Genomic DNA, 17,495 nt, shown 5'->3' on the forward strand with positions numbered 1-17,495 from the left:
AAGATGTGATGTAGAGATACTACGAGTATTTCTATGCTGTACCTTTACTTAATAATAAAATAAAAAATTGAAACCAGAATTAAAAAAAATCCTCATTATAACATATTATTGGCCGCCAGCTGGAGGACCAGGGGTACAGCGCTGGCTTAAGTTTGTGAAATATTTACCTGATTTTGATGTTCAGCCGATCGTATATATTCCGGAGAATCCTACATATCCAATTGTTGATGCTAATTTGGAAAAAGAAGTTTCGGAGAAAACGATTATTTTAAAAAATAAAATTTTTGAACCCTATCAGCTAGCTTCTTTTTTTTCTAAAAATAAAACTAAAAAAATTAGCTCTGGCATTATTCCCAATAAGAAGAAGCAAACTTTCTTGGAGAAGACTTTATTATGGATACGGGGGAATCTCTTTATTCCAGATGCACGAGTTTTTTGGGTAAAACCATCTGTTGCTTATTTAGAAAAGTATATCATAGAAAATAATATTGAGACTATTATTACTTCGGGTCCGCCGCATAGTCTGCATTTAATCGGATTGGATTTAAAACAAAAAATTAATCTAATCTGGCTTGCCGATTTTCGGGATCCGTGGACTACAATAGGGTATCACAAAGCATTGCGGCTATCTGTTAAAGCAGAGAGAAAGCATAGAGCACAAGAATATAGAGTGCTTAATACTGCGGATAGGGTGATTGTAACCAGTAAAACTACAAAAACTGAATTTGAGGGAATAACTAATAAGCCTATAAGCATTATTACCAATGGTTATGATAATGAGCCAGCAACTGAAGTAACTCTTGATTCTAAGTTTAGCTTGGCACATATCGGTTCATTTCTTTCAGAACGAAATCCCGTTATTTTATGGGAATCTTTGACAGAATTAATTCATGAAATACCGGATTTTAAGTCGCATTTAGAATTAAAATTAATTGGAGCTGTCAGTCAGGAAGTATTGGACACTATTTCTCAATTTAATTTGAATCAGTATCTGAATAATTTAGGATATGTTTCCCATTCGGAAGCAGTGGCCCATCAAAGAAATTCTCAGGTTTTGCTGCTTATCGAAATTAATTCGGAAGAGACTAAAAGTATTATTCCTGGTAAATTATTTGAGTATATGGTTTCGAATAGGCCTATTATAGCTATTGGACCAAAAAAATCTGATTTTTCCGAAATCATAACCGATACAAATACAGGGGTATTTTTTGACTATACTGAAAAAGATAAACTGAAAAATACCATTATAACTTATTATAATCAGTTTTTAGATGGGAAATTACAATCCTATGGTGTAGGTTTGCAAAAATATTCCAGAAAGAATTTGACCAAAGAATTGGCACAATTGATTCATTCAAAAGTTTAAAGTTGGAAGACTTTAAGCTTTTCAATCTTAAACTTTAACTTCCTATTAATGGGCATAGTATTAAATCAGTCATTAAAAAATACCATAATAACTTATATCGGTTTTGGAATTGGAGGAATAAGCACTCTTTTTTTATTTCCTCACATTTTAGGTAAAACATTTTATGGTTTGTCTAATTATATTTTGTCTTGTGCCAATGTAATAATGCCTTTATTTGCCATTGGTATGCAAAACACATTGGTTAAGTTTTATTCCCAATGCAAAACAGAGAAAGAACGTAATGAGTTTTTATCATTTACTGTGTTATTTCCTATTTTATTAATTGTCCTGATCATGTTGATCGGTTTGTTTTTTTATGATGAGATTTCCTTTTTTGTCACCAAAAAGAATCCAATAGTAAAAGATTTTATTTGGCTCATCCCTTTCATCGGGATTTGTATGGCTTATTTCGAAATTTTTTACGCTTGGGCAAGAGTTCATATGCATTCCGTATTTGGTAATTTCATTAAAGAAGTAGGGTTACGATTGTTTTCGTTAATAGCTCTTTTAGGGATTTATTTTAAATGGATTACAGTGGTCGATTTTATTTATTTGACTGCTGGTATTTACTTTGTTGCTTTTTTGGTAACTATGTTTTATGCATTCCGAATTAAAAAACCGGTTTTCCAGTTTACGATCCCTCATAATGTAAAAGAAATTTTAGAATACACATCGTATATTATCTTATCAGGCAGTGTTGCTAATCTGCTTTTGGATGGCGATAAAATTATGCTTAATCAGTATATGGAGATTGGAAATATTGCATATTATTCGGTTGCCACATATATAGCTTTGGTAATTTCTGTACCGAGTCGTGCCATGCATCAGATTGTTTACCCGATTACGGCCAAATTAATGCACGAGAATAAGCATGATGAGCTGAATGATTTGTATAAAAAAACTTCCATAAATCTTCAAATTGTCGGAGGGTTTGTAATGCTTTGTATTTTTGTTAATATCAATCAACTGTATGAGATTGTTCCAAAAGATTACGCAGGCGGAATAGTTGTTGTGTTTATAATTGGACTTTCAAAATATTTTGATTTGATATTGGGGAATAATAATGCGATTATTTTTAACTCAAAGTACTATCGTGCCGTATTGTTTTTGGGAGTAGGATTGGTGGTTTTGACAGTGATATTAAATATGATTTTTATTCCTTTATATGGAATTATAGGTTCAGCATTCGCAACTTTATTATCTATTACCTGTTATAGTGTTGCCAAATTGCTTTTTGTTGTGAAACGAATGCATCTGTATCCATTTACAAAACAGACGCTGTATTCTATCTGGATTACATTTGCTGTTTTTCTATTGTTTTATTTTTGGAAGTTTCCAATGAACCCAATTATAGCAATAGTTTTAAAATCTGTTTTGGTGACTTTTGTGTATGTATTCATCAATTATAAGTTTGTTGTTTCATCAGAAATAAATCAGGCTTTGGATAAAGTGATTTTAAAAATCAGAAGAAACAAATAAAATTTATTGAGAATAAATTTATAATGTCTTCCGGTTGGTATCCCCATGCAGTACTTATTGAAATAACTATGATGAACTGAATTGTTGTAGCAGTCTTAACGCTCCTTTTGTTTTACGAACCAGTTTGGATGAATTTGGTTAGTATAATTAATGTATATACCAAGACATTCAAACCTGCTGCGTTAATTTATCTTGGATCTCATTAAAATTCTGATAGTTTCAGTTATGTAAAATTAATAATCAATAACTTGTTAATTTTTTATTTTGCTTTATTTTTTCTGTAAGTTAAATATTGTTTATTTTGTTTTTAACTTTATTCTGACGATTTTTTTTACTCTTTTTAAATTTATTGTTTTGTAATTACCTATAAATCAGTTATTTATGAATTATGTTTTTAAATATCCCTAAAAGTGGGTATTGTGGAATTATTAAAGGCAGGGTACATTTGTAATGTTAACAAAAAATATAATATGAATGCTTATTAACTTAAATGTCAAAAGATGAAAAATCAGTTTATTAAACAAGAAAAATTACATCTCTTTACAAAAGTTATTGCGAATAAAATTCAAAATGGTTTTGTAGTTATAGAGCAAAATGAAAAAACACCTTTTACGGTACTCTATAAAGAGGGTAAAAAAGTTAACCATAGCTTAAATTTTTTGATTTGTTGCGCAACTCTTGGTATGTGGTCATTACCTTGGTTATATATGACACAGGTTACTGCTAAAGACAAAAAAGTTTTGATTGCAATAGATGAGGAAGGTGTTGTTTTTGAGGAGAACTGTTATTTAGGCTAATTTTAAAGTCTGACAAAGATTGGGTTGTTTAGAGAAAATCACTGTATCTCTGTAGTAAGTGTAAATTGTTTATTAAAAACAATATGTGAATTAAATATATTAATAGAAAAGCCATGAAGCAATATAGACTCATCGCTTTTTAGTTTGACAAAAGAAACTGATTGAAATCTTTTATAATTTTTCTTTTAAATATTTTGCAGTAATTGACTTTTTGTTTTTTGCTATTTCTTCAGGAGTTCCTACAGCGAGTAACTGACCTCCATTCTCACCTCCCTCAGGGCCTAAATCTATGACCCAGTCAGCACATTTTATTAAGTCGAGATTGTGTTCTATTACCAGTATTGAATGTCCTTTCTCTATCAAAGCGTCAAACGAAGCCATTAGTTTTTTGATGTCATGAAAATGCAATCCTGTTGTAGGTTCGTCAAAAACAAAAAGAGCTTTCTCTTTGATAGTTCCTTTAACCAAAAAAGAAGCGAGTTTGATGCGTTGTGCTTCACCGCCGGAAAGCGTAGATGATGATTGTCCCAATTGTACGTATCCCAAACCAACATCTTGAAGAGGCTGCAGTTTTTGTATGATTTTTGTCTGTTTATTTTTTTCAAAGAAAACAATGGAATCATCAATAGTCATGGTTAGAATATCATGAATATTTTTTCCGTCAAAAGCTACTTCTAAAACTTCTTTTTTGAAACGTTTTCCATTACAGGTTTCACAAGGGAGTTGGACATCGGCCATGAAAACCATTTCTACATTTATCGAACCTTCGCCTTTACAGGTTTCACATCTTCCGCCATCAACATTAAAAGAGAAATGCTTGGCTTGATAGCCTCTTACCTTGGAAAGTTTTTCTTTGGCATACAGTTCCCGAATATCATCATAAGCTTTGATGTAGGTTACAGGATTAGATCTGGAACTTCTTCCAATTGGATTTTGATCTACATACTCTATATGTTTTATTTGTGAAAAAGAACCGGAAAGTTCACTGAATTGTCCTGCCTTTTCACCTGCATTATCTATTTTTTTCTGCATGGCAGGAAAAAGAATTTTTTTGACAAGCGTACTTTTTCCACTGCCAGAAACTCCAGTAATCACAGTTAAAACTTCTAGAGGAATGGTAACATCTATATTTTGCAAATTGTTTTCTCTCGCGCCTTTTATTTCAATGAAATTTTTTGATGTTCGTCTTTTCTTTGGAACACTAATTTCTAGTTCACCATTCAAATATTTGGCGGTTAGCGAGCTTGATTTCAAGATTTCGTCATAAGTGCCTTGTGCGACAAGATTTCCGCCTTGTGTTCCTGCTTCAGGACCAATATCGATAATCATGTCGGCGGCTTTCATGATATCTTCATCGTGTTCTACTACAATCACCGTGTTGCCTAGGTCTCGCAATGACAATAAGACTTTAATTAAGCGTTCGGTGTCTTTTGGATGTAAACCTATACTTGGCTCATCCAGAATATACATAGATCCTACAAGACTGCTGCCTAGAGAAGTTGCCAAATTAATACGTTGTGATTCCCCTCCGGAAAGCGTGGATGAATTTCGGTTTAAAGTCAAATAATTCAAACCAACTTCGGTTAAAAATGAAAGACGATTATTGATTTCTATTAATAACCGTTTTGCAATTTGTTTCTCATACTCATCCAGCGAAATGTTCTTGAAAAATTCAGCCAAATGCTTTATCGGTAAATCAACTAGTTCAGAAACTGTTTTTCCATTTATTTTTACATAGGAAGCTTCGACTCTCAAGCGCTTTCCTTTGCAGACATGACATTTGGTTTTACCTCTGTAGCGCGATAGCATTACTCGGTTTTGAATCTTATAATTTTTTTCTTCGAGTTCTTTGAAAAATTCATTTAGCCCTTGGAAATATTTGTTTCCTGTCCAAATTAAATCTTTTTGTTCTTCTGTAAGCTGGAAGAAAGGTTTATGAATAGGGAAATCAAATTTGTAGGCATGATTTACTAATTCATCCCGAAACCATCCCATGCTTTCGCCACGCCAAGGAAAAATGGCATTTTCAAAAATCGAAAGTGAAGTGTTTGGAACAACTAGTTCGGCATCAATTCCTATAATGTTTCCGTAGCCTTCGCAAACAGGGCAAGCACCATATGGATTATTGAAACTGAATAAATGTACGTTTGGTTCCAGAAAAGTAATTCCGTCCAATTCAAAATTATTAGAAAACGTAAGCTTTTTGTCTGAATTTAATTCCTGTAAATAGCAAATTCCTTTTCCTTCAAAAAAAGCAGTTTGCACAGCATCGGATAATCGATTGTAGAATTCTTCTTCATCTTTGACAATGATTCTGTCGATGATAAGTAAGATGTCTTTATGATCTAATGAATGTTGTTCTTCTAAAGAAAAATCATCCAAACGGACCATTTCATTATTGACTAAAATCCTGGCGAAACCTTGCTGTAATAAGACCTTTAGTTTGTCTTCCAATTGTCTTCCCTCTTCAAGATGAATAGGAGCGAGGAGAAGCCATTTACTGTCCTGTTCGAATTTTTTCACTTCACTTACCACATCGGTAACAGTGTTCTTTTTGACTTCTTGTCCTGATACAGGAGAATAGGTTCTTCCAATTCGGGCAAATAATAGTTTGATGTAATCGTATATTTCGGTTGAAGTTCCTACGGTTGAACGCGCATTGGTCGTATTTACTTTTTGTTCGATAGCGATTGCAGGGGCAATTCCTTTAATGTATTCTACTTTTGGTTTGTCTAAACGGCCTAAAAATTGTCTGGCGTATGATGATAAACTTTCTACATAACGGCGTTGCCCTTCGGCATATAAGGTGTCGAATGCTAAACTGGATTTTCCAGAACCGGAAAGACCAGTAATAACTACGAGTTTGTTTCTAGGAATCGCTACATCTACATTTTTTAAATTATGTACTTGAGCTCCTTTTATTATGATGTTTTTCTTTGGATCGAGTTTGGAAATGTCAACTGGCATACTAAAAATGAATTTTCACAAAAGTACTCAATTTTAATATGAATGCCTCTAAAGAATTATAATCTGAATTTACTTTTTAAACCAGTTTTTGTTTTGCAATCTGTATTTTTTAATAATAATTGGGTTAGCGCTAAATTGTTGTTTTGGTCGTATAAGTGGGTTTGTTCTTTTTATCAATCATAATCCAAATATTACATATTATTTTGAAGTAAAAAATACTTTCCTAATTTATTTTATAATGAGCCAAAGATTTATATAACGTTATTCTATTTGGCTTAATTTCAATGTATAACAATGTTTTGACTTTTGTGAAGCCAGAATAATTTGTTAAAAAACATAGCTTTAATTTTTAAAAATGATATTTATTATCTTTTTTCTTGCTTCTTTTAATAATAATTTGTTAAATTTGACAAATGTTTAACTTTGATTAAAACTTCGTAAGCCTATAGCATAGAACTACCTTTTAGAAAGACTACCCCCAAGAATTAACAATCTAAAAAGGAATAGCTATGGCAAATATTCAAAAAACAGATGCTTTATTAGTAAAGGATTATATGGCTGGCGATGAAAACGCATTGGCTATATTAATAAGGAGACATGAGTCCAAAGTGTTTGGATTTATTTATTCTAAAGTTTCGGATAAAGACGTTTCCAATGACATTTTTCAAGATACTTTTATCAAAGTAATCAAAACCTTAAAATTAAATTCATACAACGAAGAAGGAAAATTTTTGCCTTGGGTTATGCGTATTGCCCATAATTTAATTATTGATCATTTTAGAAAGTTAAAAAAAATGCCGATGTACAGAGAAACAGAGGAATTTTCTATTTTTTCTATAATGTCTGATGATTCTCTTACGATCGAAAATCAAATTATTGCTGAACAAGTGGAGGTTGATGTCCGCAGACTAGTTGAAGAGCTTCCTTTGGATCAAAAAGAGGTTTTAATTATGCGTATGTACCAGGATATGAGTTTTAAAGAAATTTCAGAAACTACAGGAGTTAGCATTAATACAGCATTAGGCAGAATGCGGTATGCGATAATGAATTTGAGGAAAATTATAGATAAGCATCAAATTGTTTTGACTAATTGATAATAAAAGGGTTATTACTCCGTTGTAATATAAAATAAAATTTATATTCATATGGAAAAGAATTACTCTAAAGAATTAAAAATTGTCAAAAAAATGAAACCAGATAAAGAAGTTGTTTCTTTTTTATTAAACTACTCTAAAGCATTGAAAATGTTTAAAATAGAGGAAAAGGTTTTTGAAATTGTAGTAAATTAATTTTTATAAGTTAAAAGTATTTTAATCTATACCAAATTAGAATATCCGCAAATTTCACTAATTTTTTATAAAATTAGTGAAATTTGTTATTTAAGGCTGTGATTATTTTTTATCAAATTCACTCAAAACCGATTTTCGCCCAATCGTTCTGGTAATAATATCTTTCTCTAAATTCCATCCTCTCGCAGGTGAATACTCACGTCCGTACCAAATAATCTGTAAGTGAAGATCATTCCATAATTCTTCAGGGAAAATACGTTTGGCATCCTTTTCGGTTTGAACTACATTTTTGCCATTTGTTAAGTTCCAGCGGTACATTAGCCGATGAATGTGAGTGTCAACTGGAAAAGCAGGAACTCCAAAAGCTTGCGACATTACAACGCTGGCCGTTTTATGTCCTACAGCAGGCAATTCTTCCAAAAATTCAAAACTCTGCGGTACAAGCCCATTGTGTTTTTCTATCAAAATTTGTGACAATCCATGAATCCCTTTCGATTTCATTGGAGATAAACCGCAAGGGCGGATGATTTCCTTGATTTCTTCCACAGACATTTTAACCATATCATACGGATTGTCGGCTTTAGCAAAAAGTATGGGAGTAATTTGATTAACCCGCACATCTGTGCATTGTGCCGAAAGTAAAACGGCAATCAGTAAAGTATAGGGATCTTTATGGTCTAGCGGAATCGGGATTGTGGGATATAGTTTATTCAACGTATTTATAACAAATGTTACGCGTTCCTGTTTGGTCATTTTTTTGAGTTGCTGGGTTACTAAGAATCTGAGTTTTTAATATTATCTTTTAAATGTAAAAATAGTATTATTTAGTTTTTGAATTGAATTTGAATGCCACTTTTTACAAAACTTAGTACCTTAGCAACTTAGTAACCCAGCAACTCAAAAAAATGACTACATTAAAAATAGGAGAGCAAGCCCCACAATTTTCGGGGATAGATCAAGATGGAAAATCACATCAATTAGCAGATTATAAAGGAAAAAAACTGGTGGTTTTCTTTTATCCAAAAGCTTCTACACCTGGATGTACAGCAGAGGCTTGTGATTTAAGGGATAATTTTGAGCGTTTTCAAGCTAATAATTATGCACTTTTGGGAGTAAGCGCAGATAGCGCTAAAGCACAAACAAAGTTTAGAGATAAATATGAATTTCCTTTTCCGTTATTGGCTGATGAAGATAAGTCAGTAATAAATGCTTTTGGAGTTTGGGGGCCAAAAAAGTTTATGGGAAGAGAATATGACGGTATTCACAGAACCACTTTTGTAATTGATGAAAACGGAATCATTATGGATGTTATCTCTGCTGTAAAAACTAAAGAACACGCTGAGCAAATTTTAAAATAAATCAAAATCACCACAAGAGAATTCCTTTTGTGATGATTTTATAGATAATCTGTAACGTCTAGATAATCGATATCATTATTAAGGTTGTTGTTGTCTCTAGAAAACTTTAATTGAGATTGTAAATAGCTTAATTTTTTTAAATTTTGGAATTGTTTTAATTGGGGTAGAATTGTTGTGTTAAATTGTTCTTTTAATGATTTAAATTGATTAACATTTTCGATGTAAAATTGATATTTAAATTTTTGTCCGTTTTCGATGAATTTTATTGAATTCTCAATTCCATTATATGTCAGATGGTCCCCACCATAAAACCGACCTTTATAAGCGAATATATTGATTTCGATTTCATGTAAATCTCTCCATTTGTGAATCGTAGTATTTTGATTTTCGTTAATCTCAATATTGTTTTCTGAAAAAACAACTACTATTGTTTTTTGAATCATTTTCAAATGAGTGAATTTACCATTTGTAATTCTATTAAATTGTATAAAGCAGATGATACCAAAAATGATGCTAAGACAAAATATGGGGTGTTTGGTATTTATCCCGTAAACGAAAGGAATAAAAGTAATTGATACTATGATTATAATTAAAAATATTTCTAGTATAGTTGGCTTTTGGTGAATTACAATAGGCAATTTCATTTTTGTTATTTATGCTTAAATTATTTTGGTTTTAATACTTTTTATCAAAAATATATAATAACTTTTTGGTATTTAAGTTTTTCTTGATATTTAAAAAAAATCCAAGAAAAACGATTTGTCTTTCTTGGATTTTTTAAATTTAGATTAAATTATTTACTCTCCTCTAAAAGTGTGTTTGTCTGATAGCCAAAAAGATGTTTTTCTTTAATAATTTCGGCTACTCCTGAAGGAAGCATTGGTTCCCAGCCCGGTTTTCCTGCGCTAATCATTTTTAATACTTCGCGGGAGAATACTTCTAATATTTCGGGGTTGTAATCTTCGATATCTACCACTTTTCCATTGAATTTAAAGAATTTGTATAATTCTTTCATTCTAGGATGCACTTTTAAGTTTTTGGAAGTAATGATTTCTCCTTCTTCACCAAGCATTGGATATAAAAAGACTTTCATATCGCGGTAAAATAATTTCCCAAAGGCTTCTAAAATTCCACCGCTTAAATGGCGGTAGTATTTCTCGTCAAATATATCTACTAAGTTGTTTACACCCATGGCAAGCCCCATTCTGGCTTTGGTATAATTAGAGAAATATTCAACTACTTTGTAGTATTCTTGGAAGTTGGATATCATTACAGTTTGTCCCAATGAGCATAGCAATTCGGCACGATCCATAAAATCTCTTTCGTCAATTTCTCCGTCAGACCGAAGATTAGACAGCGTTATTTCGAAAATAACCAAAGTGTTTTCTTTTTCTACCTTATTTTCTTCCAAAAACATCTTTAAGGAATTGGCATACATATCCATGTTTACCTTGGTAACCGGACGGAAACTTCCTCTAAAAGCAAGTATGTTTTTTTTGTAAAGAATGGCAGCTGGCAGAACATTTTTTCCTTTTGGGTTGAACATTACGGCATCGGTCATACCGTTTTTTACCAGTTGCAGACTCATTAAACGATTATCAACATCAGCAAAACGTGGGCCTGAGAAATTAATAGTGTCAATCTCGAGTTGGTCTTTATCTAAGTGATCGTATAAATAGCGCAGTAATTTTTTTGGGTCATTGTATTTGTAGAAAGCACCATAAATAAGGTTAACTCCTAAAACTCCTAATGTCTCTTGTTGTAATCTGGAATCAGTTTCTTTGAAACGGATGTGGATAATTATTTCATTATAGTCTTCGGTTGGATCCAACTGGTATCTAATTCCAACCCAGCCATGGCCTTTAAATTGTTTGGCAAAATCTATGGTAGCAACAGTATTGGCGTAACTGAAAAACATTTTGTTAGGATGTTTTGTCCGGCTTAATCGTTCCTCGATCAATTCTCCTTCAAAAGTCAACATTTTTTTTAGTCGGCTTTCAGTTACATAACGGCCGTCTTCTTCAGTTCCGTAAACGGCATCGCTAAAGTCTTTGTCATAGGCCGACATGGCTTTTGCGATTGTTCCAGAGGATCCTCCTGATCTAAAAAAATGTCTAACTGTTTCTTGACCAGCTCCAATTTCAGCAAAAGTTCCGTATATATTTTCGTTTAAATTAATACGAAGTGCTTTGTCCTTTAAGGAAGGGATTTGCTCGATAACTTTGTCTCCTTTTAGTTTTATCTTTTTGGCTTCCATTTTTTTTGTTTAAATTCGGCAATTATGTCACAAAGTTAACTAATTAGGCTTCTCATAAAAGAGAATTAATTCTATTTTTGTAAAAAAAACAAACAAATTGAAGGTATATTTTTTAGGTACTGGCACATCCCAAGGGATTCCAATTATAGGAATTGATCATGAAGTTTGCAAAAGCACTGATTTTAAGGATAAAAGGCTCCGGGTTTCAGCTTGGATTTCGTGGGAAGACCATTCGTACGTGATCGATTGCGGACCTGATTTCAGACAGCAAATGCTGTCATCTAACTGCAGAAAATTAGACGGAATCCTCTTTACCCATGAGCATGCTGACCACACTGCTGGTTTGGATGATATTCGGCCTTTTAATTTCAGACAGGGACCGATTCCAATATTTGCTCATGAAAGAGTGCTTGTCAATATAGAAAAACGTTTTGATTACATATTCGAAACTGTCAATAGATATCCTGGATCGCCTTCGGTAAAAATTATTGAAATCGAAAATAATAAGCCTTTTTCAATTGGTAATAAAACAGCTATTCCGGTAAGTGTGTGGCATGGAGATTTGCAGGTTTTTGGATTTAGAATTGATGATTTTGCTTATTTGACAGACGTAAAAACTATTGATGAAGAAGAAATAGCTAAACTAAAAAATCTGAAAGTTTTGGTTGTTAATGCATTGCGGGAAGAACCTCATAATACTCATTTTAATTTGAAGGAAGCGCTCGATTTTATAGCTTTGCTAAAACCTGAAAAAGCCTATCTGACACATATTAGCCATATGCTCGGTTTTCATGAAGAGGTTCAAAAAAAACTGCCGGAAAATGTTTTCTTGGCTTACGATAATTTAGAAATTACAATTTAATCCACCAATGAAAAAATCATTACTCCTTTATGCTTTAATTCTGTCTTTAGTCTTTAATGTTTATACGTATATGTATTTAAGCAAAGAAGTGGCTTTTGAGCAGGATAAATATAAAAAATCGACTGCTAAGCTAAAAGACAGCTTGCAGGCGGTTACCAATAAACTTTCCGATGCTGATTATTTTTCATTGGAAAGAAATGAAAACGCCCAAAATTATTTCGACTCGGCTAAACCTGATAAAATCAGAAATTATGCGACCTTAGTTCCTTATGTTACTGCTCAATTATTGGATTTGAACGCGAATCCAAAAGGTAATCCTTATACGGGACAAGAACAATTGGGAGCCAATAAATTTATTATCAATAAAGTAAAAGTGCTAAATCACCGCTGGATAATAGCAGATTATAGTGATGGCGAATATTGGGGTGAAGTATTGCTGAAGTATTTTATCAACGAAGATGAAAGCGTTTCTTTTGAAGTGAATCAATCAATTATATACCAAAAGTAAAAAAGTAAGAGTTTTTAGTTTTCAGCCGCAGTCCATACTGAAAACTGTGGCTGAAAACTTATTTTATTTACCAGAAAGCCAATTTTTGAAATCAAAAAAGTTTTGCGGAGCAACACCATGACCTACAGGGTATTCTTTGTAAGTGATTGTTACGCCTAATTTTTCTAAAATTCCAGGTGTTTTTCTAGCCCAATCTACTGGTATTACCTGATCTACTGTTCCGTGAGAGGCAAATATTTTGAGCTTGCTTAAATTATTTTTTAAGTAATCTTCAGTTACAATTTCTAAATTAAGATAACCGCTCATTGCTACTACTTTGTTTACTTTTTCTGGATATGAAAGTGCAACGGCATAACTTAAAATCGATCCTTGGCTAAAACCAATCAGATTGACATCATGGGTATCAATAGGGTAGTTAGCGATTAATTCATCAATAAAACCGGCAATTACATCTCTTGAAATTCGTGCCTGTTCATTATCTGAAAATTTATTTTGGTCTGCATCAAAATTTATGGCATACCATGCATAGCTTCCGTATTGAAGGTCATAAGGAGCACGAGCTGAAATAATATAATACTCGTTTGGCAATTCTGTGGCAAACGAAAATAAATCGGCTTCGTTACTGCCGTATCCGTGAAGTAAAAGCAATACAGGATTTTTATCGAGAATCACTTTAGGCTCTCGTATTTTATATTCTAAGGATAGATTCATTGTTTGATTTTAGATTTAGAATTCAGATTTTAGACTTGAACGAAAGTGAACAGGCTAAATAATTCTTGATTTTGAAATTTTATTTAAGATATGTTTTTAAGCCATTTTTGGAAATATTCCCCAAGCAATGGAACTGGCTTTGTTTCCCCTTTTATGGCACTGAAAATACCATAAGTCCACAAAACAGAAACGAAAATCCACATAGGAGCAGAAATCATCAAGCTGTTAAAATTGCTAATGATTAGTCCCAAAGAAATAAACGTAAGTGTAAGTCCCAGTCCTTGACGGATGTGAAAGGAAGCAAATTCGTTTTTGTCTTCACTGTTCATTGACATGGCGATTAATACGCCAATGCCCAAAATATAACTGGTAATTGCAGTTGTTTTTCCGGCTTCGATGTTGTTATTCATTATTTTTATCCTAAGATTAATTTCCCTTGGTTCAGAATTCCGTAGGTTTTGCCTTTTAGAGCTGTACCTAAAAAGGCTGAATTTTTTGATTTTGAAAGTATATTTTCATTTGTGAAAACGCTAGTGCCTTCTGGGTTGAATAAAGTAATATTGGCTATTTCACCTTCGCTGATGCTGTTAGCTGGAATGCTGAAAATCGATTTTCCTGCAGTAAATTTTTGGATTATTGTTTCTAATGGCAGAACAGTCATCAATGCGCCAAAAGCGCTTTCCAGTCCGATAGTTCCGTTTTTTGCTAAATCAAATTCCATTTTTTTGTGTTCGATATCTATTGGATTGTGATCAGATGTGATTAAATCTATGGTTCCGTCCATAACTCCATTGAGTAATGCTTGTCTGTCACTTTCGGCTTTCAATGGCGGTGTTACTTTAAAACGCGTGTCAAATTCTTCCAGTTTTTCATCAGTCAATACTAAATGATGAATAGTTACACTGCAGGTTACGTTTAGTCCTTTTGCTTTAGCTTCTTTAATTAATTGAACTGATTTTGCTGAAGAAATTGTTGGAATATGCATTTTGCCTCCTGTGTATTCCAGTAAAAATAAGTTTCGGGCAATTTGCAGTTCTTCGGCCAAATCTGGAATACCTTTCAGTCCCAATCGGGTGGAAACAATACCTTCATTGGCAACGCCGTTTCCTTTTATTTTATCGTCTTGTGCAAAAGCGATAACCAGTCCGTCAAAATCCTGTACATATTGCAGGGCTATTTTTAGCAAATTGGCATTGTCTAGGCTTTTTGTATAATCACCAAAGGCAATAGCTCCGGAATTTTTCATATCATACAATTCGGCCATGTCTTTGCCTTCACTTTCTTTGGTTAAAGCTCCAATTGGGAAAAGTTGTGTTGCAAAACCGTTGGCTTTGTTTTTTACAAAATTTACTTGTGCTTGATTGTCAATGATTGGATAGGAATTGGGTTGCAATGCGATGGCAGTAAAACCGCTTTTGGCAGCAACATCCAGTCCGTTTGAGATAGTTTCTCTATCTTCAAAACCTGGCTCTCCAAGGGAAACACTGCTGTCAAACCATCCTTGGGAAAGATGAAGATTGTCTAGTTTTAGTTCTTCGATGTTATCTGCATTAGGAAGTGCCGTTCCAATTTTTTTTATAAAACCATCAGCAATTAAAAGATCAGCAGTCTGGTTGTTAAAGGGACTTTTCGAATCAATAATTTTGGCGCTTCGGATGATTATTTTCATAGTGCTTGTTTAATTATTTGGTACTACCGCAAGTTGTTGGTAATGTTTTTTTGCTATCAATTATGACTTAATTTTTTAAATAAATTTGTGGCAATTTGTGTAATCTGTGTCGGATTTTTTACTTCACAAATTTGATAATTGCCATTTCCAATGCCAGAAAAAGCAGTGCAAAGATAATAAACCATTTCCAAATCTGATTGTCGCTTCGGTTGCTTTGAAGCGTGTCAAAAATGGTTGAAATGGAATCACTTGTTTTATAATCGGATAATAGGGCTTCGTTCACTTGGTCCAGATTACTTTCTGTTCTAGGGTAATTAAAACTGATGTTTTCTATTGGTTTTTTAGAATCATATATCGTGTAATTGCCTGCCTTTTCGGGGTAGTCACTAAAGAATAACTGCACTTTATTATTTAACAGCTGTTGTACCGGAATAAATTGTTCTTCAGTATTTTTTACAGTTAAAATTTCATCTTTAGCCAAATTAACTGAAACTAGGTAGGAAGTGTTATTGCCAATGGTGTTTGCATTAATTCCATTATTTAGCTTGCTTAAAGCCATTTTATAAAAGACAGGAACAATCAAAGGAGACTGTTGGAAATTAGAGTTCGAAGTGTTTAAAGGCGCCGAAAATACATAAACAGATGAAACGGAATTCTGTAATCCTACTAAAAAAGGTGATTGGTCATCAAAACTTAAAACTGCTGGACTTGCGGCGGAAACAGTAAAACCTTTTTTGATTTTTGGATATTGAAAATTATTGGTTTTATTTTCGAAAACACCAGCAAATAACGGATGACTGAAATTTATTTTAGTAATCAGTTTTTCATTCGATTCCAATGATTTGAATTGAGTGCTGCCAAATTGATTTAATAACGTATTTAAATTAGGGACTGATGCTGTTTCGGATGGAATTACAATTAGATTTCCTCCTTTTTTGACAAAGGATTTCAAAGTGGTTTGTAGCGCTTGAGGGATTTCGTCCAGTTCATTTAAAATAATAGCATCCTGCTTGTCGATAAGATTGTAATCTAATGAGTTGATTGTAAAAGAACTGTAATTGAATTCATCATTGGTGTAAATCCGACTCAGGAAATTATTTTTTTCGGGTGTTCCAATACTGATGATGTTATTCTTTTTAATTTTTGAAATACTAAAAAATAATTTGTTATCATATGCTAGATCATTGTCTTCTATAGAAACATAACCGTGAAAAGCCTGTTTTGGAATAGTGAAATTGATGGTTTCTTTTTTGTTTTTAAAATTAATAATGGTTTTTGCAATCAGTTTGTTTTGATTGTATAAAGCCATCGAAACAGGTTTGAAATCTTCGCTGTAATTGGTAGTGTTAATGCTTAATTCGTAGAAATCATCAAGTGTTTGGCGGATAAAAACACTGTCTATCGCTACATTATTCTTTTGTTCTGCCTTTGGAATAATGAAATACGGAATATTATCCGTTTCAATATTCTTTAATTGATTTGGAGTTAATCCCACAGCATCAGTAATGACCACAATATCTTTTTTGAAGGCCGATTTATGTGCTTTTACTTTTGCTAAAATATTGTCTAATTGAAAAGGTACTGGGCTGTATTTTAGATTTTGCAGCTCATTTTGAATAGTTCTAATATCGGTATCCCAGTAACTGTCGGTATTGGTAAGCAACGAAAAATTAGCGTTTTCAGGAGTTTCTTCTAATAGTTCTTGAATAGCTCGTTTTAATAATTCCCCTTTTTTTCCTTTGGCCTGCATACTAAAGGAATTGTCCAGAATAATATACATTTTGTTACTGGCATTTTTGCTGTCTTTTGATTCGAAAAAAGGTTGTGCAAAAGCCAGAATTATACATGTCAATAAAAGAAGACGGCATGCCAAAAGCAACCATTTTTTGATTTTAGAACTTTTTCGGGTTTGGATCGAAAGGGCTTTTAGAAATCGGACATTGGTAAAATATTCTTTTTTGAAACGTCTTAATTGGAATAAATGCACCAAAATTGGAACAATCAACAGAAAAAGAAAGTATAGAATTTCGGGTTGTTTAAAATGCATTCTAAGGTTTTGTTTGCTTCACAGGGTTTATTACAATTGGACTCCTTGAATTAGTGAGTCAAAAATACAAATTTGTTGACAGTTTCTTATAATGTTGCTATTATTTTTCAAAAATGGAAACAAATAAGGAGATTCTGAAAGATTAT

17 protein-coding genes are annotated in these 17,495 nt (G+C 32.8%); 9 read left to right on the top strand and 8 right to left on the bottom strand.

Translation table 11 applies throughout. The features are described 5' to 3' along the window. Window positions 1–67 precede the first annotated feature (67 nt). The 3 genes from AC1DVP_RS00520 to AC1DVP_RS00530 all read left to right on the top strand — a co-directional run bounded on the left by AC1DVP_RS00520 (window position 68) and on the right by AC1DVP_RS00530 (window position 3,681). Window positions 68–1,366 (top strand): glycosyltransferase, encoded by a 1,299-nt coding sequence (locus AC1DVP_RS00520; protein WP_477181598.1) that lies wholly within the window; start codon window positions 68–70, stop codon window positions 1,364–1,366. A gap of 48 nt (window positions 1,367–1,414) precedes the next feature. Beyond that, a complete protein-coding gene (locus tag AC1DVP_RS00525) occupies window positions 1,415–2,884 on the top strand; it encodes an oligosaccharide flippase family protein (protein ID WP_477181599.1) in 1,470 nt (489 codons plus the stop codon). A gap of 500 nt (window positions 2,885–3,384) precedes the next feature. Beyond that, the gene (locus AC1DVP_RS00530) at window positions 3,385–3,681 is read left to right on the top strand and encodes a hypothetical protein (RefSeq protein WP_477181600.1); all 297 of its coding nucleotides are present in this window, start codon (window positions 3,385–3,387) and stop codon (window positions 3,679–3,681) included. Between the two features lie 171 nt (window positions 3,682–3,852). On the opposite strand, the gene uvrA is transcribed toward AC1DVP_RS00530, so the two are convergent. Further along, the gene (uvrA, locus tag AC1DVP_RS00535; RefSeq protein WP_477181601.1) at window positions 3,853–6,648 is read right to left on the bottom strand and encodes an excinuclease ABC subunit UvrA; all 2,796 of its coding nucleotides are present in this window, start codon (window positions 6,646–6,648) and stop codon (window positions 3,853–3,855) included. 509 nt (window positions 6,649–7,157) lie between these two features. Between uvrA and AC1DVP_RS00540 the strand changes: the two genes are divergently transcribed. Continuing rightward, window positions 7,158–7,742: an RNA polymerase sigma factor gene (locus AC1DVP_RS00540; RefSeq protein WP_477181602.1), complete on the top strand. Its 585-nt coding sequence runs from the start codon at window positions 7,158–7,160 to the stop codon at window positions 7,740–7,742. A gap of 51 nt (window positions 7,743–7,793) precedes the next feature. Beyond that, the gene (locus tag AC1DVP_RS00545) at window positions 7,794–7,937 is read left to right on the top strand and encodes a hypothetical protein (RefSeq protein WP_198512278.1); all 144 of its coding nucleotides are present in this window, start codon (window positions 7,794–7,796) and stop codon (window positions 7,935–7,937) included. A gap of 102 nt (window positions 7,938–8,039) precedes the next feature. Here the strand turns inward: AC1DVP_RS00545 and AC1DVP_RS00550 are convergent, their stop codons facing one another. Beyond that, window positions 8,040–8,690, bottom strand: coding sequence for an endonuclease III domain-containing protein (locus tag AC1DVP_RS00550; RefSeq protein WP_477181603.1), 651 nt, complete (start codon window positions 8,688–8,690; stop codon window positions 8,040–8,042). Between the two features lie 152 nt (window positions 8,691–8,842). On the opposite strand from AC1DVP_RS00550, the gene bcp reads away from it, so the two are divergent. After that, window positions 8,843–9,295: a thioredoxin-dependent thiol peroxidase gene (gene bcp, locus AC1DVP_RS00555; protein ID WP_477181604.1), complete on the top strand. Its 453-nt coding sequence runs from the start codon at window positions 8,843–8,845 to the stop codon at window positions 9,293–9,295. 38 nt (window positions 9,296–9,333) lie between these two features. Here bcp and AC1DVP_RS00560 read toward each other — a convergent pair whose 3' ends face one another. Beyond that, a complete protein-coding gene (locus AC1DVP_RS00560) occupies window positions 9,334–9,738 on the bottom strand; it encodes a hypothetical protein (protein ID WP_477181605.1) in 405 nt (134 codons plus the stop codon). Between the two features lie 6 nt (window positions 9,739–9,744). Between AC1DVP_RS00560 and AC1DVP_RS00565 the strand changes: the two genes are divergently transcribed. Continuing rightward, entirely contained in the window at window positions 9,745–9,870 is a 126-nt protein-coding gene (locus AC1DVP_RS00565; protein WP_477181606.1) for a hypothetical protein, read from the top strand. Window positions 9,871–10,088: 218 nt separating this feature from the next. On the opposite strand, the gene AC1DVP_RS00570 is transcribed toward AC1DVP_RS00565, so the two are convergent. Further along, window positions 10,089–11,552: a TonB-dependent receptor gene (locus AC1DVP_RS00570; RefSeq protein WP_477181607.1), complete on the bottom strand. Its 1,464-nt coding sequence runs from the start codon at window positions 11,550–11,552 to the stop codon at window positions 10,089–10,091. Between the two features lie 97 nt (window positions 11,553–11,649). Between AC1DVP_RS00570 and AC1DVP_RS00575 the strand changes: the two genes are divergently transcribed. Both AC1DVP_RS00575 and AC1DVP_RS00580 read left to right on the top strand, forming a co-directional pair. Further along, on the top strand, window positions 11,650–12,414 hold the full coding sequence (locus AC1DVP_RS00575; RefSeq protein ID WP_477181608.1) for an MBL fold metallo-hydrolase: 765 nt from the start codon (window positions 11,650–11,652) through the stop codon (window positions 12,412–12,414). A gap of 7 nt (window positions 12,415–12,421) precedes the next feature. Then, on the top strand, window positions 12,422–12,922 hold the full coding sequence (locus AC1DVP_RS00580) for a hypothetical protein (RefSeq protein WP_477181609.1): 501 nt from the start codon (window positions 12,422–12,424) through the stop codon (window positions 12,920–12,922). Between the two features lie 63 nt (window positions 12,923–12,985). Here AC1DVP_RS00580 and AC1DVP_RS00585 read toward each other — a convergent pair whose 3' ends face one another. From AC1DVP_RS00585 to AC1DVP_RS00600, 4 genes are all read right to left on the bottom strand, one after another. Continuing rightward, on the bottom strand, window positions 12,986–13,633 hold the full coding sequence (locus tag AC1DVP_RS00585) for an alpha/beta hydrolase (RefSeq protein ID WP_477181610.1): 648 nt from the start codon (window positions 13,631–13,633) through the stop codon (window positions 12,986–12,988). A gap of 83 nt (window positions 13,634–13,716) precedes the next feature. Then, on the bottom strand, window positions 13,717–14,043 hold the full coding sequence (locus tag AC1DVP_RS00590; RefSeq protein WP_477181611.1) for a hypothetical protein: 327 nt from the start codon (window positions 14,041–14,043) through the stop codon (window positions 13,717–13,719). A 5-nt stretch (window positions 14,044–14,048) separates the two neighbouring features. After that, on the bottom strand, window positions 14,049–15,302 hold the full coding sequence (locus tag AC1DVP_RS00595) for a dihydroorotase (protein ID WP_477181612.1): 1,254 nt from the start codon (window positions 15,300–15,302) through the stop codon (window positions 14,049–14,051). A 118-nt stretch (window positions 15,303–15,420) separates the two neighbouring features. Continuing rightward, window positions 15,421–17,349: a BatA domain-containing protein gene (locus tag AC1DVP_RS00600; RefSeq protein ID WP_477181613.1), complete on the bottom strand. Its 1,929-nt coding sequence runs from the start codon at window positions 17,347–17,349 to the stop codon at window positions 15,421–15,423. Window positions 17,350–17,495: the final 146 nt, after the last annotated feature.

Source organism: Flavobacterium sp. P3_A6 (assembly GCF_056403035.1).

What these genes read in the sequence shown, in the direction of transcription:
- AC1DVP_RS00525 (WP_477181599.1), top strand. Translation starts at nt 1,415, where the DNA reads ATGGGCATAGTATTAAATCAGTCATTAAAAAATACCATAATAACTTAT.
- AC1DVP_RS00530 (WP_477181600.1), top strand. Translation starts at nt 3,385, where the DNA reads ATGAAAAATCAGTTTATTAAACAAGAAAAATTACATCTCTTTACAAAA.
- uvrA (WP_477181601.1), bottom strand. Translation starts at nt 6,648, where the DNA reads ATGCCAGTTGACATTTCCAAACTCGATCCAAAGAAAAACATCATAATA.
- AC1DVP_RS00540 (WP_477181602.1), top strand. Translation starts at nt 7,158, where the DNA reads ATGGCAAATATTCAAAAAACAGATGCTTTATTAGTAAAGGATTATATG.
- AC1DVP_RS00545 (WP_198512278.1), top strand. Translation starts at nt 7,794, where the DNA reads ATGGAAAAGAATTACTCTAAAGAATTAAAAATTGTCAAAAAAATGAAA.
- AC1DVP_RS00550 (WP_477181603.1), bottom strand. Translation starts at nt 8,690, where the DNA reads ATGACCAAACAGGAACGCGTAACATTTGTTATAAATACGTTGAATAAA.
- bcp (WP_477181604.1), top strand. Translation starts at nt 8,843, where the DNA reads ATGACTACATTAAAAATAGGAGAGCAAGCCCCACAATTTTCGGGGATA.
- AC1DVP_RS00560 (WP_477181605.1), bottom strand. Translation starts at nt 9,738, where the DNA reads ATGATTCAAAAAACAATAGTAGTTGTTTTTTCAGAAAACAATATTGAG.
- AC1DVP_RS00565 (WP_477181606.1), top strand. Translation starts at nt 9,745, where the DNA reads ATGAGTGAATTTACCATTTGTAATTCTATTAAATTGTATAAAGCAGAT.
- AC1DVP_RS00570 (WP_477181607.1), bottom strand. Translation starts at nt 11,552, where the DNA reads ATGGAAGCCAAAAAGATAAAACTAAAAGGAGACAAAGTTATCGAGCAA.
- AC1DVP_RS00580 (WP_477181609.1), top strand. Translation starts at nt 12,422, where the DNA reads ATGAAAAAATCATTACTCCTTTATGCTTTAATTCTGTCTTTAGTCTTT.
- AC1DVP_RS00585 (WP_477181610.1), bottom strand. Translation starts at nt 13,633, where the DNA reads ATGAATCTATCCTTAGAATATAAAATACGAGAGCCTAAAGTGATTCTC.
- AC1DVP_RS00590 (WP_477181611.1), bottom strand. Translation starts at nt 14,043, where the DNA reads ATGAATAACAACATCGAAGCCGGAAAAACAACTGCAATTACCAGTTAT.
- AC1DVP_RS00595 (WP_477181612.1), bottom strand. Translation starts at nt 15,302, where the DNA reads ATGAAAATAATCATCCGAAGCGCCAAAATTATTGATTCGAAAAGTCCC.
- AC1DVP_RS00600 (WP_477181613.1), bottom strand. Translation starts at nt 17,349, where the DNA reads ATGCATTTTAAACAACCCGAAATTCTATACTTTCTTTTTCTGTTGATT.